This is a genomic window from Achromobacter xylosoxidans (genome assembly GCF_002192695.1).
GTDB lineage: Bacteria > Pseudomonadota > Gammaproteobacteria > Burkholderiales > Burkholderiaceae_B > Achromobacter > Achromobacter xylosoxidans_C.
On sequence record NZ_MTLG01000076.1, the window covers coordinates 1 to 20,943 of the forward strand.

The window sequence follows — 20,943 nt, forward strand, 5'->3', positions numbered from 1 at the left end:
GATAAAAATTATTGACGCCGAGATTTATGCTGCTTATCGTAGAAAAAAGGCGTCGCGATCACGATCGGCACTCAGCCGGCGGTAGACGCGCCAGGAGACTAGCAGTGACACGGCTACACGACGTCCGGCATGCCCGGCTGCGCACCCGCAATCTGTCCGATACGCCCGCCCGCCGGCCTTTGCTGCGATCGGTGCTGCGTCATATTGCGGCCTGCGCCGCCGCCTTGGCCGCCTTGGCCGCCAGCCCCGTGGCCAGCGCCGACAACTGGCCGTCGCGGCCCGTGACCATCCTGGTCAACGGCGGCCCCGGCAGCCTGCCGGACCTGTTCGCCCGGCCCCTGGCCGAACGCCTGCACCATGCCCTGGGCCAGCCCGTGGTGGTCGAAAACAAGCCGGGCGCGGGCGGCATGCTGGCGATGCAGCAGCTGAAATCCGCGCCGGCCGACGGTCACACGCTGGCCCTGGTCACCAACGCCCACCTGGTGTGGAACCCCTACATTTTTCCGGCCCTGACCTACGATCCGGCGCGCGACCTGCAGCCGGTCAGCCCGCTGGCGGTCATCCCCATGGCGCTGACGGTCAATGACAAGCTGCAGGCCAAGTCCTTGGACCAGTTGCTGGCGCTGGCACGGCAGAAGCCTGGCCGGCTGAACTACGCGTCCTCGGGCAACGGCAGCCCGCCCCACGTGCTGTTCGAGATGCTGCGCGAACAGGCCGGCGTCGACATCATGCACGTGCCGTTCAAGACCGGCACCGGTGCGCTGAATTCGGTGCTGGCGGGCGACACGGAAATCTACTTCGCCGGCACCGCCCTGGTGGAGCCCATGGTCAAGGAGGGCCGCCTGCGCGTGCTGGCCATGAGCGAAACCGTGCCCGACGCGGCCTTCGGCAAGGCGCCGACGCTGGCGGCCAGCCAATTCACGGGCTTCGAGGGCGCGGTGTGGCTGGGCGTGGCGGCGCGCGCCGGCACGCCGGACGCCATCGTGCAGCGGCTCAATGAAGAAATCGGCCGCGCGCAGCAGGACGGCGCGCTCAAACAGATGTACGCCAGCCACGGCTCCTTGCCGTACCATCTGGCGGCGGCGGCCTTCGCCCAGCGCGTCGCGGCCGAGCGGGACACTTCCGGTCCCGTGCTGCGCAAGCTGGGCATCAAGCCCGATTGAACTTCCTACTTCCAACCCTGGTATCCGGGGCTCCGCTTGCGGAGCCCGCAGCATCTTATGAACCTGATCGAAGAGATTGTTGAAAACTCCCCGTCCATCCGCGACATCCGCAGGGACATCCATGCGCATCCGGAACTGGCGTTCGAAGAGAACCGCACCTCCGACCTGGTGGCGCAGCTGCTGGAAAGCTGGGGCATCCCGGTGCATCGGGGCTTTGGCAAGACCGGCCTGGTGGGCGTGATCCGCAACGGCGACTCCGGGCGCACGCTGGGATTGCGCGCCGACATGGACGCGCTGCCCATGCACGAGGTCAACCAGTTCAGCCACGCCAGCAAGCATCCCGGCGTCATGCACGCCTGCGGCCACGACGGCCACACGGCCATGCTGCTGGGCGCGGCCCAGCATCTGGCGCGCCATCGTAACTTCGACGGTACCGTGTACCTGATCTTCCAGCCCGCCGAAGAGCGCGGCGGCGGCGCGCGCGAAATGATGCGCGACGGCCTGTTCGAGAAATTCCCCATGGAAGCGGTGTTCGGCATGCACAACATGCCCGGCATTCCGGTCGGCTGCTTTGCCTCGTCCGCAGGGCCGGTGCTGGCGTCCAACAGCGAATTCCACGTGACCATCCGCGGCAAGGGCGGCCACGCGGCCATGCCGCATCTGGCCATCGATCCCATTCCTGCGGCGGCCCAGATGATCGAGGCCTTCCAGACCATCATCAGCCGCAACAAGAAGCCGCTGGAGACGGCGGTCATTTCGGTGACCACGGTGCAGGCGGGCGGCGTGGTCAACGTCATCCCCGACACCTGCGAACTGCGCGGCACGGTGCGCGCCTATACCCGCGAAACCCTGGACCTGATCGAGCGCCGCATGGGCGAGGTCGCGCAGCACGTGGCCGGCATGTTCGGCGCGCAATGTGAATTCGTCTTTACGCGGCACTATCCCTCGACCATCAACCACGAAGCCGAGACCGCCTTCATGCGCAACGCGCTGACCCAGGTGGTGGGGCAGGAGCGCGTGCTGGTGCAGGCGCCCATCATGGCGGCCGAGGACTTTTCCTTCATGCTGGAAGAGGTGCCCGGCAGCTATTGCTTCATCGGCAATGGCGAAGGTGATCATCGCGAGCCTGGCCATGGCGAAGGCCCGTGCCTGGTCCACAACACCAGCTACGACTTCAACGACGCGTTGCTGCCCATCGGCGCCAGCGCCTTCGTGAAGCTGGCTGAGAACTGGATGCCGCGCAAGTAGCGGCAATGGCGTTGCGGGCGGGCAGGACAGCGCCCGTCCGCCCGCCCGCCGCGACTATCCCGCGTCAGTGCGTCGAACCGGCCTGGACCGACAGTTCGTGGTTGCGTGTTCGTACCAATAGCGCGCTGAGCGCAGCGGCCAGCCCCGCGATCAGGGCGCCCGCCAGGAAGGTCAGCTGATAGCCGCCATTCAGCGCCAAGGTCGGCGCCGCGCCAGCCGCTGCCAATCCCGCGCTGCGAGCCGCGGCCAGGCTGGCCAGCACCGCCAGCCCCAGTGCGCCGCCCATCATGAAAGCCGTGTTCACCACGCCAGACGCCAGGCCGGACTGGCTAGGCTCTACATCGCTCATCGCGGCCAGCAGCATCGGGTTGAAGGCCACGCCCGCGCCCAGACCCAGCAGCAACATGGCTGGCAGAACATCGACTGCGAAGCTGCCGTCCGCCGGCGCGCGCGCGAACAAGGCCAGCCCCAGCGCGGCAATGAACAGCCCCGTGGCTAGCGGCCCACGGATGCCAAAGCGCATCACCAGCTTGGCCGAGAGGCCCAGCGAGAACGCCGCCATGATGAGGTTGGCCGGCAGGAAGGCCAGACCGACCTCCATGGGGCTGTAGCCCAGCACCAGCTGCATGTACAGCGCCGATACGAAGAACCACGCGAACATGGCCGCGGCCCACAGCACGCCGACAACGTTGGCCGTGGCCACGTTGCGCAGGCGGAACAGCCCCAAGGGCATCAGCGGGGATTCGACGCGCGCCTCGATGGTCAGGAACAGCACCATCAGCGCGGCCGCCGCGCCCAGCAGGGTCAAGGATTGCGTCGACGTCCAGCCGGCCTCGTTGCCGTTGACCACCGCATACACCGCCAGCATCAGCGAGGCGGTGACGCTCAGCGCGCCGGCCACGTCCAACCGGGCGCCCGCGGCGGCCGGCGGCGCGGCCGGAATCAGCCGCAGGCACAGCGCATAGACCATCACGCCGATCGGCAGGTTCACCAGGAAGATCCAGTGCCAGGACAGCGCGCTGGTCAGCAGCCCGCCCAGCAGCACGCCGATGCTGCCGCCGCCCGCGCAGACGAAGCCATACACGCCCATGGCGCGCGCCCGTTCCCCGGTTTCGGTGAACAGATTCATGATGAGCGACAGCGACACCGCTGACACCACCGCGCCGCCCAGCCCCTGCGCCGCGCGCGCGCCGATCAGCAGGGCCTGGTTCTGCGCCAGACCACAGGCCAGCGAGGCCACGGTGAAGACCACCAGGCCCACCAGGAACATGCGGCGATGTCCCAGCAGATCGCCCAGCCGCCCGCCCAGCAGCAGGAAGCCGCCAAAGGTAAGCATGTAGGCGTTCACCACCCAGACCAGCGAGGTCTCGGTGAAATGCAGGTCTTCGCGGATGGAGGGCAGGGCGACGTTCACGATGGTGGTGTCCAGCACGATCATCAACACGCCCAGGCAAAGCACCATCAGCGCCCACCAGCGTTGCTTGCCATGTATTCCATGCGTCATCAGTTGTTGCTCCGTGGATGGCGGCTCGATCCGCCGTCTTGCTCTTTTAGTGGGAAACGCGCCCGCCGCTGACCATCCAGCGCGTGCCGTAACGGTCTATCAGCGAGCCATGGGCTTCGGCCCAGAAGGTCTTCTGCAGCGGCATGGTGATGCTGCCGCCGTCGGCCAGCAGGTCAAAGACGCGTTGCGCGTCTGAAACCGTGGGATAGGCCAGCGCCAGCGCCACGCCCTGCTTGCCGGGATAGGGATGGCCGGCGGTGGCGTCGCTGCCCATCAGCGTCTGCTCGTCCAGGCCCAGGCGGGCGTGCATGATACGGCCGGCGTCTTCGTCCGACAAGACCGGCATGGCGGCGTCGGGCGGGGCGTCCGCATAGCGGATCATGGCCTCCATCCGCCCGCCCAGCACGCGCTCGTAGAAGTGCATGGCCTCGGCGCAATTGCCGTCAAAGCTGAGGTAGGCGGATAGTTGGGGCATGATGTCTCCAGGGTGACGAACGGACCGCGCCATGACGGCCGGCGCCGCTCTATGATGGAAGCCCGACCCGACGTTAACGAAGGAGCCCGGCCATGCTGAAAGGAAGCTGCCATTGCGGACAGATCGCGTTCGAAGTCGATGGCGAACCGTCCCAGGTACTGGAATGCAATTGCTCGCACTGCAGCCGCAAAGGCTATCTGCTGTGGTTCGTGCCCCGCGCCGGCGTGCGCTTGACTACGCCCGTCAGCGGCATGTCGACCTACCGGTTCAACAAGCACGTGATTTCACACCATTTCTGCGCCAATTGCGGCTGCGCGCCATTCGGCTTCGGCGTGGGCGCCAAGGGCGAAGAGACAGCAGCAGTGAACGTGCGCTGCCTGGAAAACGTGGATCTGAACGCCTGGCCCCGCATCCCGTACGACGGCCGCAGCGTCTGAGCGCCGCGAACCGCGCTACATCATAGGGCAAGCGCGCGCCGCGCGATATGGCGAGCGCGTGACATGTCTTTTCATCGATTTGAACTAGTTTTCAGGAAAGCGCCGCATGAGCACCGTAAAACTGCTGTCCGACGACGACGTCCGCCAAAGCCCGCAAGCCTGGGCCGTGTTCGAGGACATCCGCGCCACGCGCAAGTCGGACTTCATCAACAACTTCTGGCGCGCCCTGGCCAACGATCCGCCGCAGCTGGAGCGCGTCTGGGGCCAGCTTAAGCAGGTCATGATGGCGGACGGCGAACTCTCGCCGCTGGTTCGTGAAATGATCTACATCGCCGTGTCCACCGCCAACGGATGCACCTACTGCATCCACTCCCACACCGCCGCCGCCCGCGCCAAGGGCATGACCGACGGCCAGCATGCCGAACTGCTGGGCGTCATCGGCATGGCCGCGCAGACCAATGCCATGGTCACCGCCATGCAGGTGCCCGTCGACGAGGCATTCATCGTGACATAGGAGGCCGCCATGTCTCTGATCCCGCTGTTTCCGCTATCCAACGCGCTGTTCCCCGCAGGCGTGCTGCACCTGCGCATCTTCGAGGTGCGCTACCTGGACATGATCCGCCGCTGCATCGCGGACGGCAGCGAATTCGGCGTGGTCGGCCTGTTGTCGGGCCAAGAGGTCCGCACACCCGAAGGCACGGAGACCCTGGCCCCCGTCGGCACCATGGCGCGCATCGCAGACTGGGACGCGCCCATGCCGGCCCTGCTGGAGTTGCGCTGCGTCGGCACCAGCCGCTTCCGGCTGCTTTCCAGCGAGGTGGCAAAATACGGCCTTTGGATGGGTCAGGCCGAGCCCATTCCCGACGACCCGCCCGCACCTGTGCCGGCCGCCATGCAGCCCAGCGCCGACGCGCTGGGGCGCCTGGTGGCCCAATGGCAGCAAGACGGCGTGTCCCCCGAAAGAATGCCCCTGGGCCCGCCGTTCCGGCTCGATGACAGCGGCTGGGTTGCCGACCGCTGGTGCGAACTGCTGCCACTGCCGCCCGACGATAAAGCCGCCTTGCTCGCCATGACCGACCCGGTGGCGCGCCTGGCGGCAATCCAGGACGTGCTGCGGGGGCAGGGGCTGGCTTAGGACAGATGCCGGGGCCTCGTATAGGTACCGGGCTGGGCGTAACCGTATTTGGACACCATGGAAATCAGGATAGACGAGGGCCTGCGCGCCTACATAGACCCCTTGACCGACGACGAGCGCGAAGCGCTGGAACGCAGCCTGCTCGCCGAAGGCTGCCGCGATGCGCTGGTGCTATGGGGCGACCTGCTGGTCGACGGCCACAACCGCCATGCGCTCTGCATGAAGCATGGCATTCCGTTCGAGACCCGTCAGAACACCTCGTTCAAATCCATCGAGGACGTGCACCTCTGGATGATCGAAAACCACCTGGGCCGGCGCAGCGTGTCCGACTTCCAGCGCGGGGTGCTGGCGCTGCGCAAGAAGGAAATCCTGCAGGCGCGTACCGCCTCGGCGCCCGCGCCCGACGATCCGCCTTGGGACGAAGACTCCGGCGAACCGCCGCCGTTGCCGGCGGCAGCCGTGTCCCAGGCGCTGAGCCGGCAGGCGTTGGCTCGGGCTGCGCGGATCAGCAGCAATACCTTGGGGCAGATCGAGAAGATACAGAAGGCCGCGGCGCCGGAATTGGTGCGGGCGGTCAAGGATGGGGCTATCTCCATCAACGCTGCGGCGGCGGTGGCGACGTTGCCGCCTGAGCGTCAGGCTGCGGCCGTGGCTGGCGGCAGGAAGGAATTGCAGCAGGCTGCCCGCGAAGTACGCCAGGCCAAGGCGCCGCCGCCGCGCGAGGCTGTGCCGGATATTCCTATTGAGAATATTGCGGATTTGCCGGCTGAGGTGGCGCGGTTACGGGAATTGCTGACTCGGCTGACGGATGAAAGGGATCAGTTGAAGAAGAAGGTGATGCATTTGACGGTGGCCTTGGCGGAGGCGAGGAATGCGTCGGGGGGAGGGGATGATTGAGGGCCTAGGTGGAAAAGGGGGAACTGATTGGCAAGTGCGGGCTTTGTTTTGTTCAGCTTAAAGGCGTGCTTCCGTCGGTCGCCGATGCGACTAGTAACGCCTGCCCCTTAGTCGGTTCGCAATATTCATGCATCAGGCCTTCCTAGAATTTGTCGTTGAACTGCTACGCACGGTTAATCCATTCGTGCTGTTAAGAAGCCAGCACAGGCGTGAGCTTCTGGAAAAATGGAGGAAAGCCAGCATTCCCGAAAGGCTTGCCTATTCCGTCCTAGTCCTTAGCGCACTTGCCCTGTACGGTTTGGGATGCTCACTCGTCGTGATAATTGTCATGGCGGCGAATAAATCTGGCTGAGTCCCTATGGGTATATATGCGCCAGAGATCTGCGTGTACTTCGTTCCGGAGGCTGATGTTTGCGCTTCCGGTCGAGATGTCTCACGCTGCTGCTTAGCGCGAATGAACGCGGCAAGAACGACCAGTTCATCGTGGCGCAAGGACTCAATGACTTGGGCCAGGTAGAGAAAATCGTCGGTCGGGATGGCTCGCGTGCCGTCACCGCGGACAAAAGTGTCTGTGTGGTTCTTAGCGAGACTGTGTCGAACTTGGAGGGAATAACAATGAAGAGCGGGGGCGCGGAGGAGATGAGATATTTAAAGGTGAGATGGATCCATGACTATTTGGATGAGCCTCTTTTGATATATAGCGAGATCGATGCTGATGGCTTCGAGGTGAGGAAGGTGGAGGTGCTGCGAGATGGGCGCATGCACTTCGCTGATGAAGGTTATAGCGAAGGAGGGTGCGAGCTTAGTACAGAGCCGCTTCCTAGCAATGAGGAGATCTCCAGTGATAAGCAATTTGAGTTGAAGGAGATATCGAGAGATGATTTCAATAAAATATGGTTGCGAAAAGGCTAAGGCGTTCAAGATGAGGGTAAATGGATTACCCTGACAAGCAAGATTGGAAGGGGTGCGGCGGCGCGTCGGCTTCAGCCCTAGGCCAATTGCAGAAATTGGCAAATGCAGAAATCTCCAGTGGTTACTATGAGTTCCTCGCCGTGAGCAATGGAGGCGAATGGCCTCTACCGGTTGCACCCTATAACGCGTGCTTGGATGACGTTGGGATGATTCTGCGCGAGGTGCCCGAAAGGTGACATCAGGAGTGGGTCACGGAGGGCTTCTTCCCAACAGGTGGAAACGGTGGGGGCGAACTCATTGGCTTCGATTTGAAAAATCCTGCACCGTTCGCGGTTATCTACGTTGATATGATCGCTGGCATGGATAGTGCTGAACCGGTAGCGCCGAATTGGGATAAGTTCTGTGAGTTGCTAGGGCGAGAGAGTTGAGCTCCTCGTTATTGTGAAAAATAACCAGATTTCAATTCTCAAAATTTTCTGCCCGAGATGTTTTGAAGAAAATAAATAAAAGCCCCTGCTCGGACATGCGGCCGGGGCTTGTGTTGCGGCACTGGCTGTAGACCGAAGAATGCCACAAAGAGCACGTTAGTAGCAGTTTTACATCTAACACACCCTTGGTATGCCTGGGGGATAGTCCTCGTGAGACTCGCCGAGGAGGATTATATCGAAGGTCATAAAAAGCGTGCCCGCCATCTGGCTGACAAGGGCGCTATCTTTCGAGTACGGGGCTTCGTTCTCAAGGATCTTTGCAGTGATGTAGAGGTCATTGACAATCTCTCGTGGCAACTGTTCTGCTCCTTTTAGTAGCCTCGCTAGCTCTCTGGATGCTTTATCCAGACGCTCGAATGCTTCCCGTTTGATCTCCTTGGTAGTTTGCAGCGCCATAACAAATTCTGCTCCACTGCTCCGCAACTCTGCAGCTACGCCTTCAATATTCATAAACTCTCTCCAGACCTCAATGTGTGGCTAAGCCATCTGGCTGTCATTTTGCTCGCAACTTGTTTTCTAGCATTAAATATTTTAACCCATAATAATTTATTCCAGCGATATAAAATAATAGACAGCATTGATTCCCTGCGAGATTGGCATAGACCATATCCTGCCCCTCCATGAGCTGGGGTAGCAGTTTCTAGTCCATCGCATCGCCGATGGCGATCCTGGCGTTGGCGGGATCCGCGCTGGTGAGCTTCTTGGGATCGCGCACCAGCAGGGGCTGTTCGAGATCCTTGCCTTCGCCAAGCATCTGCACGACCCAGCGGGCAATCTGGCCGCTCGCGCTCTGCCTGCGTTTACAGGTTTTCCTGATAGAAGGGGATCAGCTTGGTCAACGCCTGGCCGACCGGCTCGGGCTTGTCGTACAGGTCGTAATGCGACCAGCCTTCGACCACTACCAGTTCCTTCTTCTTCGAGGCGGCGCGGCCGATGATCTCGCAGCCGTCGCGGTAAGCGCCAAAAGCCCCGACCTGATCGCCGACCACCACCATCAGGGGCTGCGTCAACAAGGTCTCGCAGAGGTGAAAAGCATCCCAGCCTATGGCTGCGGACTGGTGCGAGAACAGCGCGCGGTTCAGGCCATTGGGCGCGCGGCCACGGTCACTGCGGTAGTACTCGGTGGCGCCCAGCACGTCGATTTCCTTGATGCCCGCTTCCTTGGCAGCCTCGGGCGAAGGCGGCAGCAGGTCGTCCACGCGCAGTGCGGCCCCCCGGGCCTCTGCCGTGCGCTGCTTGGCCATGGCCTCCAGCGCGCCGATCGGGTCAAATCCGCTGAAGCCTTCGCGCATCAGGCGGCCATAGTTGGCGCCCGTGACGGTGCCCACGGCCTTGATCCGCCGCTCGGTCATGGCGGCGTTGATGGAGTAGCCGCCGCCGCCGCAAATGCCCAGCACGCCGATGCGTTCTTCGTCCACATAGGGCAGCGTTACCAGGTAGTCGCACACCACCCGAAAGTCCTCGACGCGCAGCGTGGGGTCTTCGATGAAACGCGGTTCGCCGCCGCTGGCGCCCTGGAAGCTGGCATCGAAGGCGATGACGACGAAACCTGCCTTGGCCAGGGCCTCGCCGTAGACATTGCCCGAGGTCTGCTCCTTGCAGCTTCCTATGGGGTGCGCACTGATGATTGCTGGGTACTTCCTGCTTTTGTCGAAGTCCGGCGGGAAGTGCAGGTCCGCCGCGATGTCCCAATAGGTGTGCTTGATCTTGACGCTTTGCATGGTGCGCTCCTGGTGGCCGCTGAGTAGGAATTGCCGGGCCACTTTTCTCTGAAGGCGCAAGCCCAAGCCCGATGGATGCACTGTACGCCGTGCATTTGGTTAGCCATAGCCCTCAATCCGAACTACAGTAGTATTTCTAAATTGACAATGAGCGATGAATGGACCCGTCACTGCTTCCGTCCCTGGCCTGGTTCGCCCATGTGGCGCATCACCGCAGCTTCACCAAAGCCGCAGCCGAGATGGGGGTTTCCCGCGCCAATCTTTCGCAGAACGTGAAGGCACTGGAGCGCCGCCTGAACGTCAAGCTGCTGTACCGCACGACGCGGGATATGTCGCTCACCGAAGAAGGCCAGCGTCTCTATGACGTGTGGTACCCGGCATTGATCGCGGTGGAGCGCACGGTACGCACCATGCACGACATGCATGACGAGCCCTCCGGGCTGCTGCGGGTGAACACCTCGCGCGTAGCGGCAAAAACGCTGCTGGAACCCCATTTGCAGGAGTTTTGTACGCGCTACCCCAGGCTGCAACTGGAACTGGTCATGGACGATGCGTTGGCCAACATCGTGGCAGAAGGCTGCGATGCCGGCATACGCATAGGCGAGAGCCTGGCCGAACACATGGTGGCGGTGCCGATCACGCCAGCGCTGGAAATGGCGGTAGTGGCCACGCCCGCGTACTTCGAGCAACATGGCTTGCCCGTCACGCCGGCAGACCTGTCCCGGCACAACTGCCTGCGTTTCAGGCAGACGCGGGGTGCGATCCATCCGTGGGAATTCACCTCTCCCGAGGCCGGCGGGCATGCGTTCACCGTGGAGCCTCAGGGCCGCATCATCACCAACGACGACGACGGCATGATCCGTGCCGCGTTGCAAGGCGCCGGACTCATGCAGCATATCGACATCGCCGTCCGGCAACATCTGGACTCTGGCGCGCTGGTGCGTGTGCTGCACGACTGGTGCAAGCCCTTCGCGGGGTTCTATATATATGCGCCAACTCGGGCGCAGATGCCGGCCAAGGTACGCGCGTTGATCGATTTTCTGGTCGAGAAGCGCGAGGGCATGACAAGCCTGCGGAATTCCCTTTTCGGGAAGGAGAGTGGGTACTGAGCGGCTTGATCGCGCCGACCGTCAGCCTGAGATGAAGGTGGTCGGACTAAAAAATGCACTGACTGGGCCGCGGAACTGTGGTCCGGCACCAATTTTCTTGCTACGAGTCTATACTCGGCGGCCCGCCAATTTGCCTGATACGACAAGGCCAAATGAAAGCAAGAGAATTAGTCCTCGCCACGCTAGGAGCGTTGGTGTTGACTCAACCATCACCATCCTTCGCACAAAGCGTCAACGGGAAGAATCTCTACATCCAGAGATGCGCGATGTGCCACGGTGCAGATATCAAGGCCACGGGGCCACTGGCCAAGAAAAGCAACCCGCCCACGCCCGACCTCACAACGGCTGCGTTCAAAAAGCGACTCAATGAGTATCCGGGCGTCATCGTCTCGTCGGTAATACTTCGTCCGAACGGAGATCTGATTCCGAGAACCTTGAAGGAGAACGGCGTAAAGCTGGCGCCGCACTCCTGGACCGTTCAGGATTTTCGCGATTTGAACAAGTACATGAGCGATGTGATTTCCAAAAGCCGATGATGGCACGTTGACCGGCTGGCTGCGCTATCTAACTCGTTCGAAGTCGAGCCGCCTGGGCTGCGACTGGTCAGTGTTTGCGATCCGGATCAGGGCGGACGAGATGGCCTGCATCAGATTCGACCGACTTGATGGTTTGGGGCAGGAAGCGGGAGCTTACGGCTGCGCAGCCATATCGTCCGGAAGGATTGGATTGCTCCTTCCGAGCTAGTTACTTACACCGCAATCACGAATAACCTACTCGTTCAAAAAATGAATGGGGGGGGCGATCATGAAGAATTGGCTATGCGGTGCGGGCGTGATAGGCATGCTGCTGACGGGTCCGGCTGCCGCGCAATACATTGCCACCTGGCAGGATCCTGCGGGAGCGTGGAAGGGGCCTGCGGCAACCCAACCCGGGACAGATCTGAATTTTGCAGAAGGGGCGGCGCATCGGGCTTGCTTGGATCGCGGTAATCCCAAGCTTTGGAACCGTGCCGCGAAAGTGACGGAGAAGGCTACCGGCAAGGTCATGCTGGAACTGGACTGCAACGCGGAGCGAGCTAAAACCAAGGAACGTCAGGCAGCAATAAGCCCGCCTCAGGACACCACGAAGTATCAGGCGTACTGGCAGGAACAATCCGGCCAGTGGAAAGCGGCGGTTACCGCTCCGCGCCATCCTGGGTTGCTACTCGCTTCCGCAAAAGGCTATGCATACGAAGCATGCAAGGACCGGGGCAACCCGAAAGACTTGAAGCTTGCGTCGAAGGTCACGGAAAAGGACACGGGGAAAGTGGTGCTGGAACTTGACTGCAACGCGGAACGCGCGAAGTTAAAGGCTGGCAGCAACGCTGCAAAGCCTGGCGGGGATGCCGCGAACGCTAAACAGTAGCGCCCCGCGACCCGCGGTTTGCTCACCGAGCACAGGCGTCTTGCGTAGGACGCGTGCATTCTCCACGGCTGCTGGATGAAAAAGATGCAAAACGTACTTCCGAAACTTCTGCTGCTGGGCTTGCTTTTGATGGGATCGCCCGGAAGTGGAACCGCGCAGCCCTCTCAAAAACCGGATGCCGATGCCAAGAAGGTTGCAGCGGCACTTCTAGCTACAGCGAGCCCGCAGAAGGAGACCAGGCAAGCGTTCGCTCAGCGTGTTGGCCCCACCTTCAAGCGCCTGGTAGCAACCGAGACCATGACGCGAGTTGTACTGGGACCAGCGTGGGGATCGATGTCAGCGTCAAGGCAGGCAGAAGCCGTTGATCTTTATAGCCGGTTCCTGATGAGGACCCTCCAAGGCGCCTTCGAAAACCCGTTGCCCTCGCAGTTCGTGTTGGAGGCTGGGGAGATGTTCCGAAGTAAGCCCGGCTCGGCTACTGTGTATCAGATCACCTGCCTCACGCTGAAAACGGCAGACTGCATTTACTATTCGGCGAAATCGAAGGCCAATGAGTTCACCATGGCGTTTCAACTTCTTTATATTGATGGTAGGTGGCAGGTGGTCGACATGCATGTGAGCGGGATGTCCGTTCAGCAGGTCTATCATTCGAACTTCAGCTCCATTATCAAGGCTGGTTCGGTCGAAAAATTGCTGGAAGAGCTTCGCGCGCGAGTCGATGGCTGATCTGGCTGGTATTCCGCCGCTGACCATTGGCGCTCATGGTGTGGGGGGATTTCCTTGATGCGCGGAAGCGAGAACTGAAAGTGCGAATGGATCTGGACACGCAATACGGGTTGATCACAATTGTGGATGAATCCACCTATTCGTTCGGGTCACAAGACAATGTGCATTCGTATCCCCGTGAAATGCGTCTTTCGAACGACTCGCTGACGTCTATCCATGGTCTCGGGCTAAATGGTCGCAGCGTCTTAGTCATTGGCGCCGCCGGAGGATGCTCCGCGGTACATGAGCATTCGGCAGTGGTGATTGACGATAAGCTTTATCTGGCTGTCGGCGATCGCGTGGCGTGCCTGTCGCTGGAATTGCCCTTTCAGCTAGTCTGGTCAACTCAGGTCGATACCGCGACATGTTTCGGTGTCTACTGGGATCCGGATCGGGCAGCGCTCATTTCGCACGGAGAACTGGAGATTGCACGTTTATCACTACATGGTGATCCGATCTGGCAGGTTTCCGGAGCCGACATATTTTCCGAAGGCTTTCGCTTGCTACCTGACCATATCGAAGCGGTAGATTTTGGTCGGACCATTTATCGGTTCGACTATGCGACCAGTGAAACGATTTTTTCCAGTGCAGGCTAGCGGAACGGCCGTTTTCGGAAAGATCAAAAATCCGCTCTGGGGCGCGATCAGAATTCTCGAAAAGGTTGCCCACGGCCAGCGGCGGACAGTCCGAGCCTAAGCGGCTTCCGCCTTTGTAGTGCGCTTTCTGCGCAGTTCGACCACCTGCGCCGCGCCAACAGCCCGAGCGCGCAACTGCCCACAGCCCCCATCCACATCCTGCCCAGCGCTATTCCTCACCTTGGTCAGCACACCACGGCTTTGCAGAGAGCGGACAATCTCGCGGATGCGCTCGGTATCGGGCCGCTGATAGTCATCCCCTTCAAGGCTATTGAAGGGAATGACGTTGAGCACCCCGTACTTGCCCTTGAGCAGACGCACGACCGCATCAAGTTCGTCGTCGCCGTCGTTGATGCCTTTGAGCAGCGTCCATTGATACTGGATCGGATAGTCGGTGTCGCGCGCGTACTTCTCGCCCAGTTCGATCAGTTCTTCCGGCGCAATTCTCGGCGCGCGCGGCAGCAGGTGTGAGCGCAGTTCGGCCTTGGTCGTGTGCAGCGACAGCGCCAGTGCGGGCTTGACGTGTTGTTGAGGCAGGGCTTCGAACACGCGCGGATCGCCTACGGTGGAGAACACGAGATTCTTATGACCGATATTGCCTTCGGTGCCGAGCAGATTGATGGCTTCGAGCACGTTGTCGAGGTTGTGCGCCGGTTCACCCATGCCCATGAACACGACTTTCTTCACCGCGCGCTGACGCCGCGCCAGCACGACCTGGGCGAGGATTTCCATACTCGTGACCTGGCGGATCAGGCCGCTCTTGCCGGTCATACAGAAGCGGCAGCCGACCGCGCAGCCGACCTGGGTGGAGACGCAGAGTCCGTCGCGCGGCAACAGCACGCTTTCCACCATCTGCCCGTCGGCGAGTTCGACCAGCAAGCGCGAGCCGTCGTTGCCGGCGTGTTCGGAGCGGACGCGGGCGAGGGCGTCCAGTTCTGCCGTCAAGGCGGGGACGGCGTCGCGCAGCGCGAGCGGCAGAAAGTGCTCGGCGCTCCGGCGTCGCGTACCGGTGTCGAGCGCTTGGCCTTGCAGCCAGACGCGCAGGATCCGGCCACGATGGACGGGCAGGGCGCCGAGAGCGGCGAGGCGGTTGTCGAAGTCGGAGTAGCGCATGGGGGGCGGATTTTACCCTGCCCATGGAATGGGACGTTGGAGAGTGGGTGGTCTCGTTGGCCGTTACTGCCAAGATTTTGAAGATCGATAACTGCCGCGTGGCCTGGTGCCGGCAAATCGCGAACAAAAAGGCGTTTCGTCTGCCACTACGACGCTGAGAAGTCTTAGTTTGACGCCTTGCTTGAAAGACATAAAATTGAGAGTGGCCGTGCCCTGATAATCTGCAAATGCAGGGCTTTCTCCTGTGTCCTGGCAATGAGTCAATGTTTTAAATTTCGTTTTCTGAGATTATGCAGAACCCTCTAAAAGTCTGATGCCGTAAATCATCGAGGTAAGAATGGAAGATCCTAAGATCAAGTGGGAGCCCGTAAATACGGTGCCGTTGGGTGACATAGAAGAAGCGATTGGTCCCCTCGTCTCCAATAGGGGAGGGGTTTCGATCATGAAGAACGGAACTCTCTTGTTCATTAAAAAATCCGACGATAATTGCAGGAATGCACGCTTGGCATTGAGCGAGGCTGGATATTTGACGGATTTCAGGGTCAAGAGTATTGCCGGTGGGAACTTTCTAGTGGCCTTGCATGGTGCAATAGCAGTCTTTGTAGGAGCGGGGGAGCTTGCGGGAAAGATCGAAGAGATTAAAGCCAGAAGGGATGAGCTGAAATTTCCCGGTGAAGATCTTATCGTTCCGCAGGGATGGACGGAGGAAGAATTTCTGGCAGGGCTGTACGGCAGAGGAAAACTGCAGAGAGATATTCGTGAGCAGAATTTTCATGTCCGTATGGATTGAGCAGATTGATGCTCGGAAAAACTGCAAAATCCGTAAGGAGTGGAATTGGATTCCATTGGCAAAAGAGATTGGACCGGGCCAGCCGCTGCCTCGGCTTCAACTATCAGTCAATTGCAGAAATTGGTAAATGCAGAAATTCCTATTAGTGCCGAATCGATAGCGCCGGATTGGGAAAAATTCGCTGAAATGCTAGGACGCGATAGTTGATATTCTTGTTTTCGTCCGAAAAGGTGTCTGGCTGTTTTTTCGCCTGAACTGCCAAAATTTTAGTCTGGTACTTGTTTTTTGAGGGCGAAGCAATCGGTGCTTGGGGGGGTTATGAGCGAGAATGTGATTGTACATAAGATAAAATCTGATGCGGGGACATTGGTCGAATACCATGTTGATGGTGTCAGTGATTGGAATTTCTTTGATTCACTATTGGAATTCTTCAAGAAACAATATGGCGCAGTTGTTGAGGATTTCACGGATGGAATTTTTACTCGATCATATCAGTTGCGAGTGAACGGAGAGTATTTCATGCTGGAACATAATGGCGATATTGGTAATTGGTTTTTCTCTTGTGCCGAAGAATGACGGAAGGCAGAGCGCCGGCGCAGGAAAAAAGGTGTCAGGCTACAATTTCGCTATCTAAGAGCTGAGAAATTGTAATCCGATACGCTTTTTCTGAAGTTTGATGCATCCCGGCCGGCGAGCGGTCGCTTACGGCCACGAATGGTTATTCGGAAGACATCGCGGAAACCGGTCCATTCGCCAGTATTGACCTGCACAGCCAAAAGCCGCTAGGATTGCAGGCATGACTACCGGCTCCAAATCCCTCTTTTCGCTGGCCCATGCATGTTGTCAGAACATGCCGAGGGGAAGCTGCGTCTAGCAACTAGCTACACGTTGAATCAATCGCCTCTGGCCGCCCGTTGCAAAACCGGCGGCTTTTTTGTTTTTGCCTGCGCCCTTCGATACGGAGAGAGTTGATGCCGCTTGCGTTGTATGACACCTGGTCGCGTACCGTGCGCCCGTTCACGCCTATCCACGCTGGCCACGTCGGCATGTATTGCTGCGGACCGACCGTCTACGACCATGCGCATATTGGCAATCTAAGAACGTATGTGTTTGAAGATATTCTGCGCCGGGTACTCATGCGCAACAGCTATGAGGTCCGTCACGTCGTGAATATCACCGACGTCGGTCATCTGACTTCGGATGCCGACGAAGGCGAAGACAAGATGGAAAAAGGTAGCAGGCGGACCGGGGAGTCCGCATATGCCATTGCTCAGCGCTACACCGAGGCCTTCGTCGCGGACTGGCATGCCCTTAATTTGCTGGAGCCGACGGTATGGTGCCGCGCGACCGATCACATCGCCGAACAGATCGCGTTTATCGACGAGTTGGACCGGTCCGGCTACGTGTATAGGACCAACGACGGTCTCTATTTCGACACAAGCAAACAGGATGACTACGGCTTTCTGGCCCGGCTCGACCGTGCCGGCCTGCAGGCGGGCAAGCGCGTCGCGCTTGGCGCGAAGCGGAACATCACCGATTTTGCGCTATGGAAGTTCAGTCCGGAGGGCGTGGCGCGGCAGATGGAATGGGATAGCCCATGGGGGCGTGGATTTCCGGGCTGGCATATTGAGTGCTCTGCCATGTCGGCGAAACACCTCGGCATCTGGTTCGACATCCACTGTGGCGGAGAAGACCATATCGCCGTGCATCACAGCAACGAAATTGCGCAAACACAAGCGGCCCACGGCACTCGTCTTGCGAACTTCTGGATACACGGACATTTTCTAACACTCAATGCCGACAGCAAGATGTCGAAGTCGAGCGGGGATTTTGTGCGCTTGCAGACCTTGCGCAGTCGGAATATCGATCCGCTTGCCTATCGTTACCTGTGCATGACAGCGCATTACCGGAGCAAACTGCATTTCAGTTGGGCGTCTCTGGGTGCAGCGCAGACAGCCTTGAACCGGCTGCGGCATCTCTATGCTGGTTGGTCGGACGGGGGCCGCATCGATCCGGATTTCGTCGCGCGCTTCAACGCCGAATTGAATGATGACCTGAATCTGCCGAGGGCATTGGCCGTGCTATGGGAACTCGTCAAGAGCGAGCTCCCGCCTGCGACCTTGAAAGCGACTGTGGACAGCTTTGATTTGGTACTGGGCCTCGGGTTACGCGATTGGAACCCAGTTGCGTCTGACATTCCGGAAAGTATCCGGGTGCTGCTCGGTGAACGCGCGCAAGCCCGAGAGGCAAAGAACTGGGCAAAAGCCGATGAGATACGGAAGCTGTTAAATACCCGAGGCTGGAGAGTCGAGGATGGCAACGACGGGCAACGCCTGATTGAAATCGCCACGCTCCCGACGGATATCAGTATCTAGTGGTAAGAGCATGGGCGCCGAGCTGAATGTCCGGCTGGCACAGGCTCGCTTGACCGTTGTGGGTTGGGGAGCGCAAGCGGTCGCGGGGGCGATCATCCGACGATCGGAGCCGAAACCGATCGCCCCCCGGCGAGAGCGTTCAGGCGCTCAGGAAGCGCAAGACTTCGGCCCAATCGTTGGTCGACAGGGCGACGTCTTCGTAGTCGCCAGCTTCCTCGTCGTAGCGCGAAACGCAGAAGCGCTGGCTTCTGCCGGATTCGCGGTCGGCATAGTTGGCGTAGTCGACATACACTTTCAAGCCGCGCTCCTCGTTCTCGAATGAAGGCGCTGCATCGATGTAGCTCGACGCATCGACGTACCCTTCGGGCAGGGTCGGCAGGGTTGTTATGTCGAAGTCGGGAAATTCGCGACGGAGTCGTTCAAGGTTCATAAGGGAAGCAAGTGGAGGCTGGAGACCTGACATTTTACGTTGCTCCGTGTCAGTCGCCACGATGGCTCCCGAAACAGAGTTTGGAAATGACGTTTACGACTGTCCAGATAGAAGCCGTTCCACGAAAGTCTCGAACATGACAGGCAGAACTCTCAACCAATCACAGCTCGACTTTTTCCATCGCGAAGGGTACTTGCGATTGAGCGGTGCACATTCCAAGCGCTGTCTGACGCCGCTTCGGGAGCGCATCCTGCGAGAGCTATCGCGGCTCAAGGTCTGGGCCGGTGGAAAAAGCCTAGGCAGTTCACTGAACGATTTGTCGCCGTTTCAGCAGATCGCAAAGCTATCCTCGATGGTGAAGATTGCGGATCTGGATGAAGCGCTGAACACGGCGGAAATTCGCAACGCCATCGCTGACCTGACCGGCAGAGCCCCGCAATCCGGCCTAGGCACGCAGCCCTTGCTGTCTCTGCCTCATCAAGGGCCATGGTCTCTGGGCAGCCTGAACTGGCACGTTGACCTGGCTGCGAAATCCGGCGCCGAGATCCCCGGCGTCCAGGTGTTCTATCTGATCGATGACGTTGTCGAACACGGGGGCGCGACTTTAGCGCTGGCCCGTTCTCATCGCGTGGCGGGTGTAGCGGCCGGGAGGCTTCGTGGATCGTTGAAAACGCCAGGTGATCTGGAAGTTGTTCTCAGCACATCCGACACCGAGATCATCGAGATGTCGGGACGGGCTGGCGATGTTTTCTTGATGGATATGCGCGTACTGCACACCCCATCCGTCAATTCGTCCAGCCGTATCAGGATGATGGCCACGACGCGTTTCGGTCCGCGCGCAAGCAGATAGGGGCGGGATCTGCTGGGGGGCGGATTCCACCGCTCGTCTTTTGCGCCGGCCAGACCTGCAATCAACCGCAGCGAATCGCAGTCATTACGTCCTTATCATCCACGATCAGGTTCAAGCGCGTAGCGTTGTACTCCATCGTGACCAATTGCCCCGGACGCAGCATGCGTGCGGTGGCACTGCCACTGCGGGTACGCAGGTCTTCCATGACGGACGCAGTAGCCTTCTGGCCGATCTGGGATTGCAGCGCCGCGGCGTCGCAGGTCTTGCCGCCGCTCATGGACGACCCGCTGTAGGACGACCCGCCATAGCTGGTTCCGGCGTCAGCGGAGGACGAGGAGCTGGAGGAGCTGGACGCCGCTGGCGAGCTGGACGAGCGCGGGGCGCCGGTGTTGGCGCACGCGGTCAGGCTGGCGACCAGCAGGAAAGGGATCAGCTTTCGGATCATGTAACGCTCCTTACAACAACACGTCTGAAAAAAGCCATGATAGACCAGCGCGGGCGCGCTGTGACCTGGGCCGGGCAGGGCTGCAAGCGGCGTTCCTGACCCTAAGCGCGATGATCCAAATTTCGCATTGACACTAAAGTTTCATGAGAATATATTTCTGAAACCATAGTTTCATAGGCGGGATCATCATGACTTCGGTGTTGCAGGAGCGCATCCTCGCGCTGCAGGACAGCTTCACGGACAGCGAACAGCGGTTGGCCAGCGTGACCCTGGAGTGCCTGGGCAATATCGCGGCCTATTCGGGCGCCGAGCTGGCGCAGAAGGCGGGCGTGTCCAAGGCGACGGCGGGGCGGTTCTTCCGGCGTCTGGGGTACGAGAATTTCAACGAAGTACGGGCGCAGGCGCGCGATGAGGCCGATCGTGGATCGCCGCTGTACGAGATGGCGGGCGTACGTCCGCCGGACGCGACGGGCGACGCGCTGGCCGAACATCTGGCCACGGACTTGCAGAACCTGGCGCAGACCTTCGAGCGCCTGGACAGCCGCGATGTGGAGCGGGCCATCGAGCTGTTTGCCGGCGCTCGCCGCATCTGCATTGCGGGCTTTCGCAATGGGCGGGTGCTGGCGCAGTACGCCTGGGCCTTGCTGACGCAGCTGCGCGACGGCGTTGCGCTGGTGCCGGGCGCGGGTTTGAACCTGGCGGAAGATCTGGCTGATCTGGGGCCTGACGATGTGCTGCTGGTGATGGATTTCCGGCGGCGCGTCACGCTGCTCAAGCCCATCGTCGAACATGCGAACCGGGTGGGCGCGAAGGTCGTGGTGCTGACCGATCCTACCGCGACTGAATTGCCCGCGCGCTCGGACCTGGTGTTGCGCTGCGTGAACAGCGGCGCGGCCGTGTTCGATTCCTACGTGGCGGCCACCAGCGTCATCAATCATTTGTGCTCGGCCCTGGCCCGGAAGCTCGGGGCGGCCGCGCGCGAACGTCTGCAGAACATAGAACGCCTGCACGAACACTACGGCGACTTGCATCGCTGAATTCCAAGAG

Annotated in this window: 24 protein-coding genes; 17 read left to right on the forward strand and 7 right to left on the reverse strand. The window is 60.3% G+C overall.

What is annotated here, in order from left to right; translation table 11 throughout:
* Nucleotides 1-104: 104 nt before the first annotated feature.
* Together BRO63_RS16380 and BRO63_RS16385 are read left to right on the forward strand one after the other, a co-directional pair.
* Complete coding sequence (locus BRO63_RS16380) at nt 105-1,163, forward strand: Bug family tripartite tricarboxylate transporter substrate binding protein (protein ID WP_256943327.1); 1,059 nt, start codon at nt 105-107, stop codon at nt 1,161-1,163.
* A 57-nt stretch (nt 1,164-1,220) separates the two neighbouring features.
* Complete coding sequence (locus BRO63_RS16385; RefSeq protein WP_088140791.1) at nt 1,221-2,411, forward strand: M20 aminoacylase family protein; 1,191 nt, start codon at nt 1,221-1,223, stop codon at nt 2,409-2,411.
* A 64-nt stretch (nt 2,412-2,475) separates the two neighbouring features.
* Here BRO63_RS16385 and BRO63_RS16390 read toward each other — a convergent pair whose 3' ends face one another.
* Both BRO63_RS16390 and BRO63_RS16395 read right to left on the reverse strand, forming a co-directional pair.
* A complete protein-coding gene (locus BRO63_RS16390; protein WP_088140792.1) occupies nt 2,476-3,915 on the reverse strand; it encodes an MFS transporter in 1,440 nt (479 codons plus the stop codon).
* Nucleotides 3,916-3,961: 46 nt separating this feature from the next.
* Nucleotides 3,962-4,390 carry a VOC family protein gene (locus BRO63_RS16395; protein ID WP_054453774.1) on the reverse strand — a complete coding sequence of 143 codons (429 nt, stop codon included), beginning with the start codon at nt 4,388-4,390 and terminating at the stop codon, nt 3,962-3,964.
* A 92-nt stretch (nt 4,391-4,482) separates the two neighbouring features.
* Here BRO63_RS16395 and BRO63_RS16400 point away from each other — a divergent pair, with 92 nt between their 5' ends.
* The 5 genes from BRO63_RS16400 (at nt 4,483) to BRO63_RS34500 (ending at nt 7,771) form a co-directional block, all read left to right on the forward strand.
* Nucleotides 4,483-4,827: a GFA family protein gene (locus BRO63_RS16400; protein WP_088140793.1), complete on the forward strand. Its 345-nt coding sequence runs from the start codon at nt 4,483-4,485 to the stop codon at nt 4,825-4,827.
* A 106-nt stretch (nt 4,828-4,933) separates the two neighbouring features.
* Nucleotides 4,934-5,341: a carboxymuconolactone decarboxylase family protein gene (locus BRO63_RS16405; protein ID WP_088140794.1), complete on the forward strand. Its 408-nt coding sequence runs from the start codon at nt 4,934-4,936 to the stop codon at nt 5,339-5,341.
* Nucleotides 5,342-5,350: 9 nt separating this feature from the next.
* Nucleotides 5,351-5,962 carry an LON peptidase substrate-binding domain-containing protein gene (locus BRO63_RS16410; RefSeq protein WP_088140795.1) on the forward strand — a complete coding sequence of 204 codons (612 nt, stop codon included), beginning with the start codon at nt 5,351-5,353 and terminating at the stop codon, nt 5,960-5,962.
* 57 nt (nt 5,963-6,019) lie between these two features.
* A complete protein-coding gene (locus tag BRO63_RS16415; protein WP_088140796.1) occupies nt 6,020-6,859 on the forward strand; it encodes a hypothetical protein in 840 nt (279 codons plus the stop codon).
* A 483-nt stretch (nt 6,860-7,342) separates the two neighbouring features.
* Nucleotides 7,343-7,771: a DUF6881 domain-containing protein gene (locus tag BRO63_RS34500; protein WP_256943328.1), complete on the forward strand. Its 429-nt coding sequence runs from the start codon at nt 7,343-7,345 to the stop codon at nt 7,769-7,771.
* Between the two features lie 602 nt (nt 7,772-8,373).
* On the opposite strand, the gene BRO63_RS16425 is transcribed toward BRO63_RS34500, so the two are convergent.
* Together BRO63_RS16425 and BRO63_RS16430 are read right to left on the reverse strand one after the other, a co-directional pair.
* Nucleotides 8,374-8,709: a hypothetical protein gene (locus BRO63_RS16425; RefSeq protein WP_143219480.1), complete on the reverse strand. Its 336-nt coding sequence runs from the start codon at nt 8,707-8,709 to the stop codon at nt 8,374-8,376.
* 350 nt (nt 8,710-9,059) lie between these two features.
* On the reverse strand, nt 9,060-9,980 hold the full coding sequence (locus tag BRO63_RS16430; RefSeq protein WP_088140798.1) for an alpha/beta hydrolase: 921 nt from the start codon (nt 9,978-9,980) through the stop codon (nt 9,060-9,062).
* 158 nt (nt 9,981-10,138) lie between these two features.
* Here BRO63_RS16430 and BRO63_RS16435 point away from each other — a divergent pair, with 158 nt between their 5' ends.
* From BRO63_RS16435 to BRO63_RS16455, 5 genes are all read left to right on the forward strand, one after another.
* On the forward strand, nt 10,139-11,089 hold the full coding sequence (locus BRO63_RS16435) for a LysR family transcriptional regulator (protein ID WP_088140799.1): 951 nt from the start codon (nt 10,139-10,141) through the stop codon (nt 11,087-11,089).
* 152 nt (nt 11,090-11,241) lie between these two features.
* A complete protein-coding gene (locus tag BRO63_RS16440) occupies nt 11,242-11,625 on the forward strand; it encodes a c-type cytochrome (protein ID WP_088140800.1) in 384 nt (127 codons plus the stop codon).
* A gap of 268 nt (nt 11,626-11,893) precedes the next feature.
* Nucleotides 11,894-12,493: a hypothetical protein gene (locus tag BRO63_RS16445; RefSeq protein ID WP_143218717.1), complete on the forward strand. Its 600-nt coding sequence runs from the start codon at nt 11,894-11,896 to the stop codon at nt 12,491-12,493.
* A gap of 84 nt (nt 12,494-12,577) precedes the next feature.
* Entirely contained in the window at nt 12,578-13,219 is a 642-nt protein-coding gene (locus BRO63_RS16450; protein ID WP_179215126.1) for an MlaC/ttg2D family ABC transporter substrate-binding protein, read from the forward strand.
* Between the two features lie 86 nt (nt 13,220-13,305).
* Entirely contained in the window at nt 13,306-13,854 is a 549-nt protein-coding gene (locus tag BRO63_RS16455) for a hypothetical protein (protein WP_256943329.1), read from the forward strand.
* Nucleotides 13,855-13,950: 96 nt separating this feature from the next.
* On the opposite strand, the gene BRO63_RS16460 is transcribed toward BRO63_RS16455, so the two are convergent.
* On the reverse strand, nt 13,951-15,006 hold the full coding sequence (locus BRO63_RS16460; protein ID WP_088140804.1) for an RNA methyltransferase: 1,056 nt from the start codon (nt 15,004-15,006) through the stop codon (nt 13,951-13,953).
* Nucleotides 15,007-15,343: 337 nt separating this feature from the next.
* Between BRO63_RS16460 and BRO63_RS33975 the strand changes: the two genes are divergently transcribed.
* The 3 genes from BRO63_RS33975 to cysS all read left to right on the forward strand — a co-directional run bounded on the left by BRO63_RS33975 (nt 15,344) and on the right by cysS (nt 18,171).
* Nucleotides 15,344-15,796 (forward strand): hypothetical protein, encoded by a 453-nt coding sequence (locus BRO63_RS33975; RefSeq protein WP_143219481.1) that lies wholly within the window; start codon nt 15,344-15,346, stop codon nt 15,794-15,796.
* 318 nt (nt 15,797-16,114) lie between these two features.
* Entirely contained in the window at nt 16,115-16,372 is a 258-nt protein-coding gene (locus tag BRO63_RS33980) for a hypothetical protein (RefSeq protein ID WP_143219482.1), read from the forward strand.
* 395 nt (nt 16,373-16,767) lie between these two features.
* The gene (cysS, locus tag BRO63_RS16470) at nt 16,768-18,171 is read left to right on the forward strand and encodes a cysteine--tRNA ligase (RefSeq protein ID WP_088140806.1); all 1,404 of its coding nucleotides are present in this window, start codon (nt 16,768-16,770) and stop codon (nt 18,169-18,171) included.
* Between the two features lie 139 nt (nt 18,172-18,310).
* On the opposite strand, the gene BRO63_RS34505 is transcribed toward cysS, so the two are convergent.
* Nucleotides 18,311-18,469: a hypothetical protein gene (locus tag BRO63_RS34505; RefSeq protein ID WP_256943330.1), complete on the reverse strand. Its 159-nt coding sequence runs from the start codon at nt 18,467-18,469 to the stop codon at nt 18,311-18,313.
* Nucleotides 18,470-18,737: 268 nt separating this feature from the next.
* Here BRO63_RS34505 and BRO63_RS16480 point away from each other — a divergent pair, with 268 nt between their 5' ends.
* Complete coding sequence (locus BRO63_RS16480) at nt 18,738-19,451, forward strand: phytanoyl-CoA dioxygenase family protein (RefSeq protein WP_088140808.1); 714 nt, start codon at nt 18,738-18,740, stop codon at nt 19,449-19,451.
* Between the two features lie 61 nt (nt 19,452-19,512).
* On the opposite strand, the gene BRO63_RS16485 is transcribed toward BRO63_RS16480, so the two are convergent.
* Entirely contained in the window at nt 19,513-19,896 is a 384-nt protein-coding gene (locus BRO63_RS16485; RefSeq protein ID WP_088140809.1) for an I78 family peptidase inhibitor, read from the reverse strand.
* A 188-nt stretch (nt 19,897-20,084) separates the two neighbouring features.
* Here BRO63_RS16485 and BRO63_RS16490 point away from each other — a divergent pair, with 188 nt between their 5' ends.
* A complete protein-coding gene (locus BRO63_RS16490) occupies nt 20,085-20,933 on the forward strand; it encodes a MurR/RpiR family transcriptional regulator (RefSeq protein WP_082400960.1) in 849 nt (282 codons plus the stop codon).
* Nucleotides 20,934-20,943: the final 10 nt, after the last annotated feature.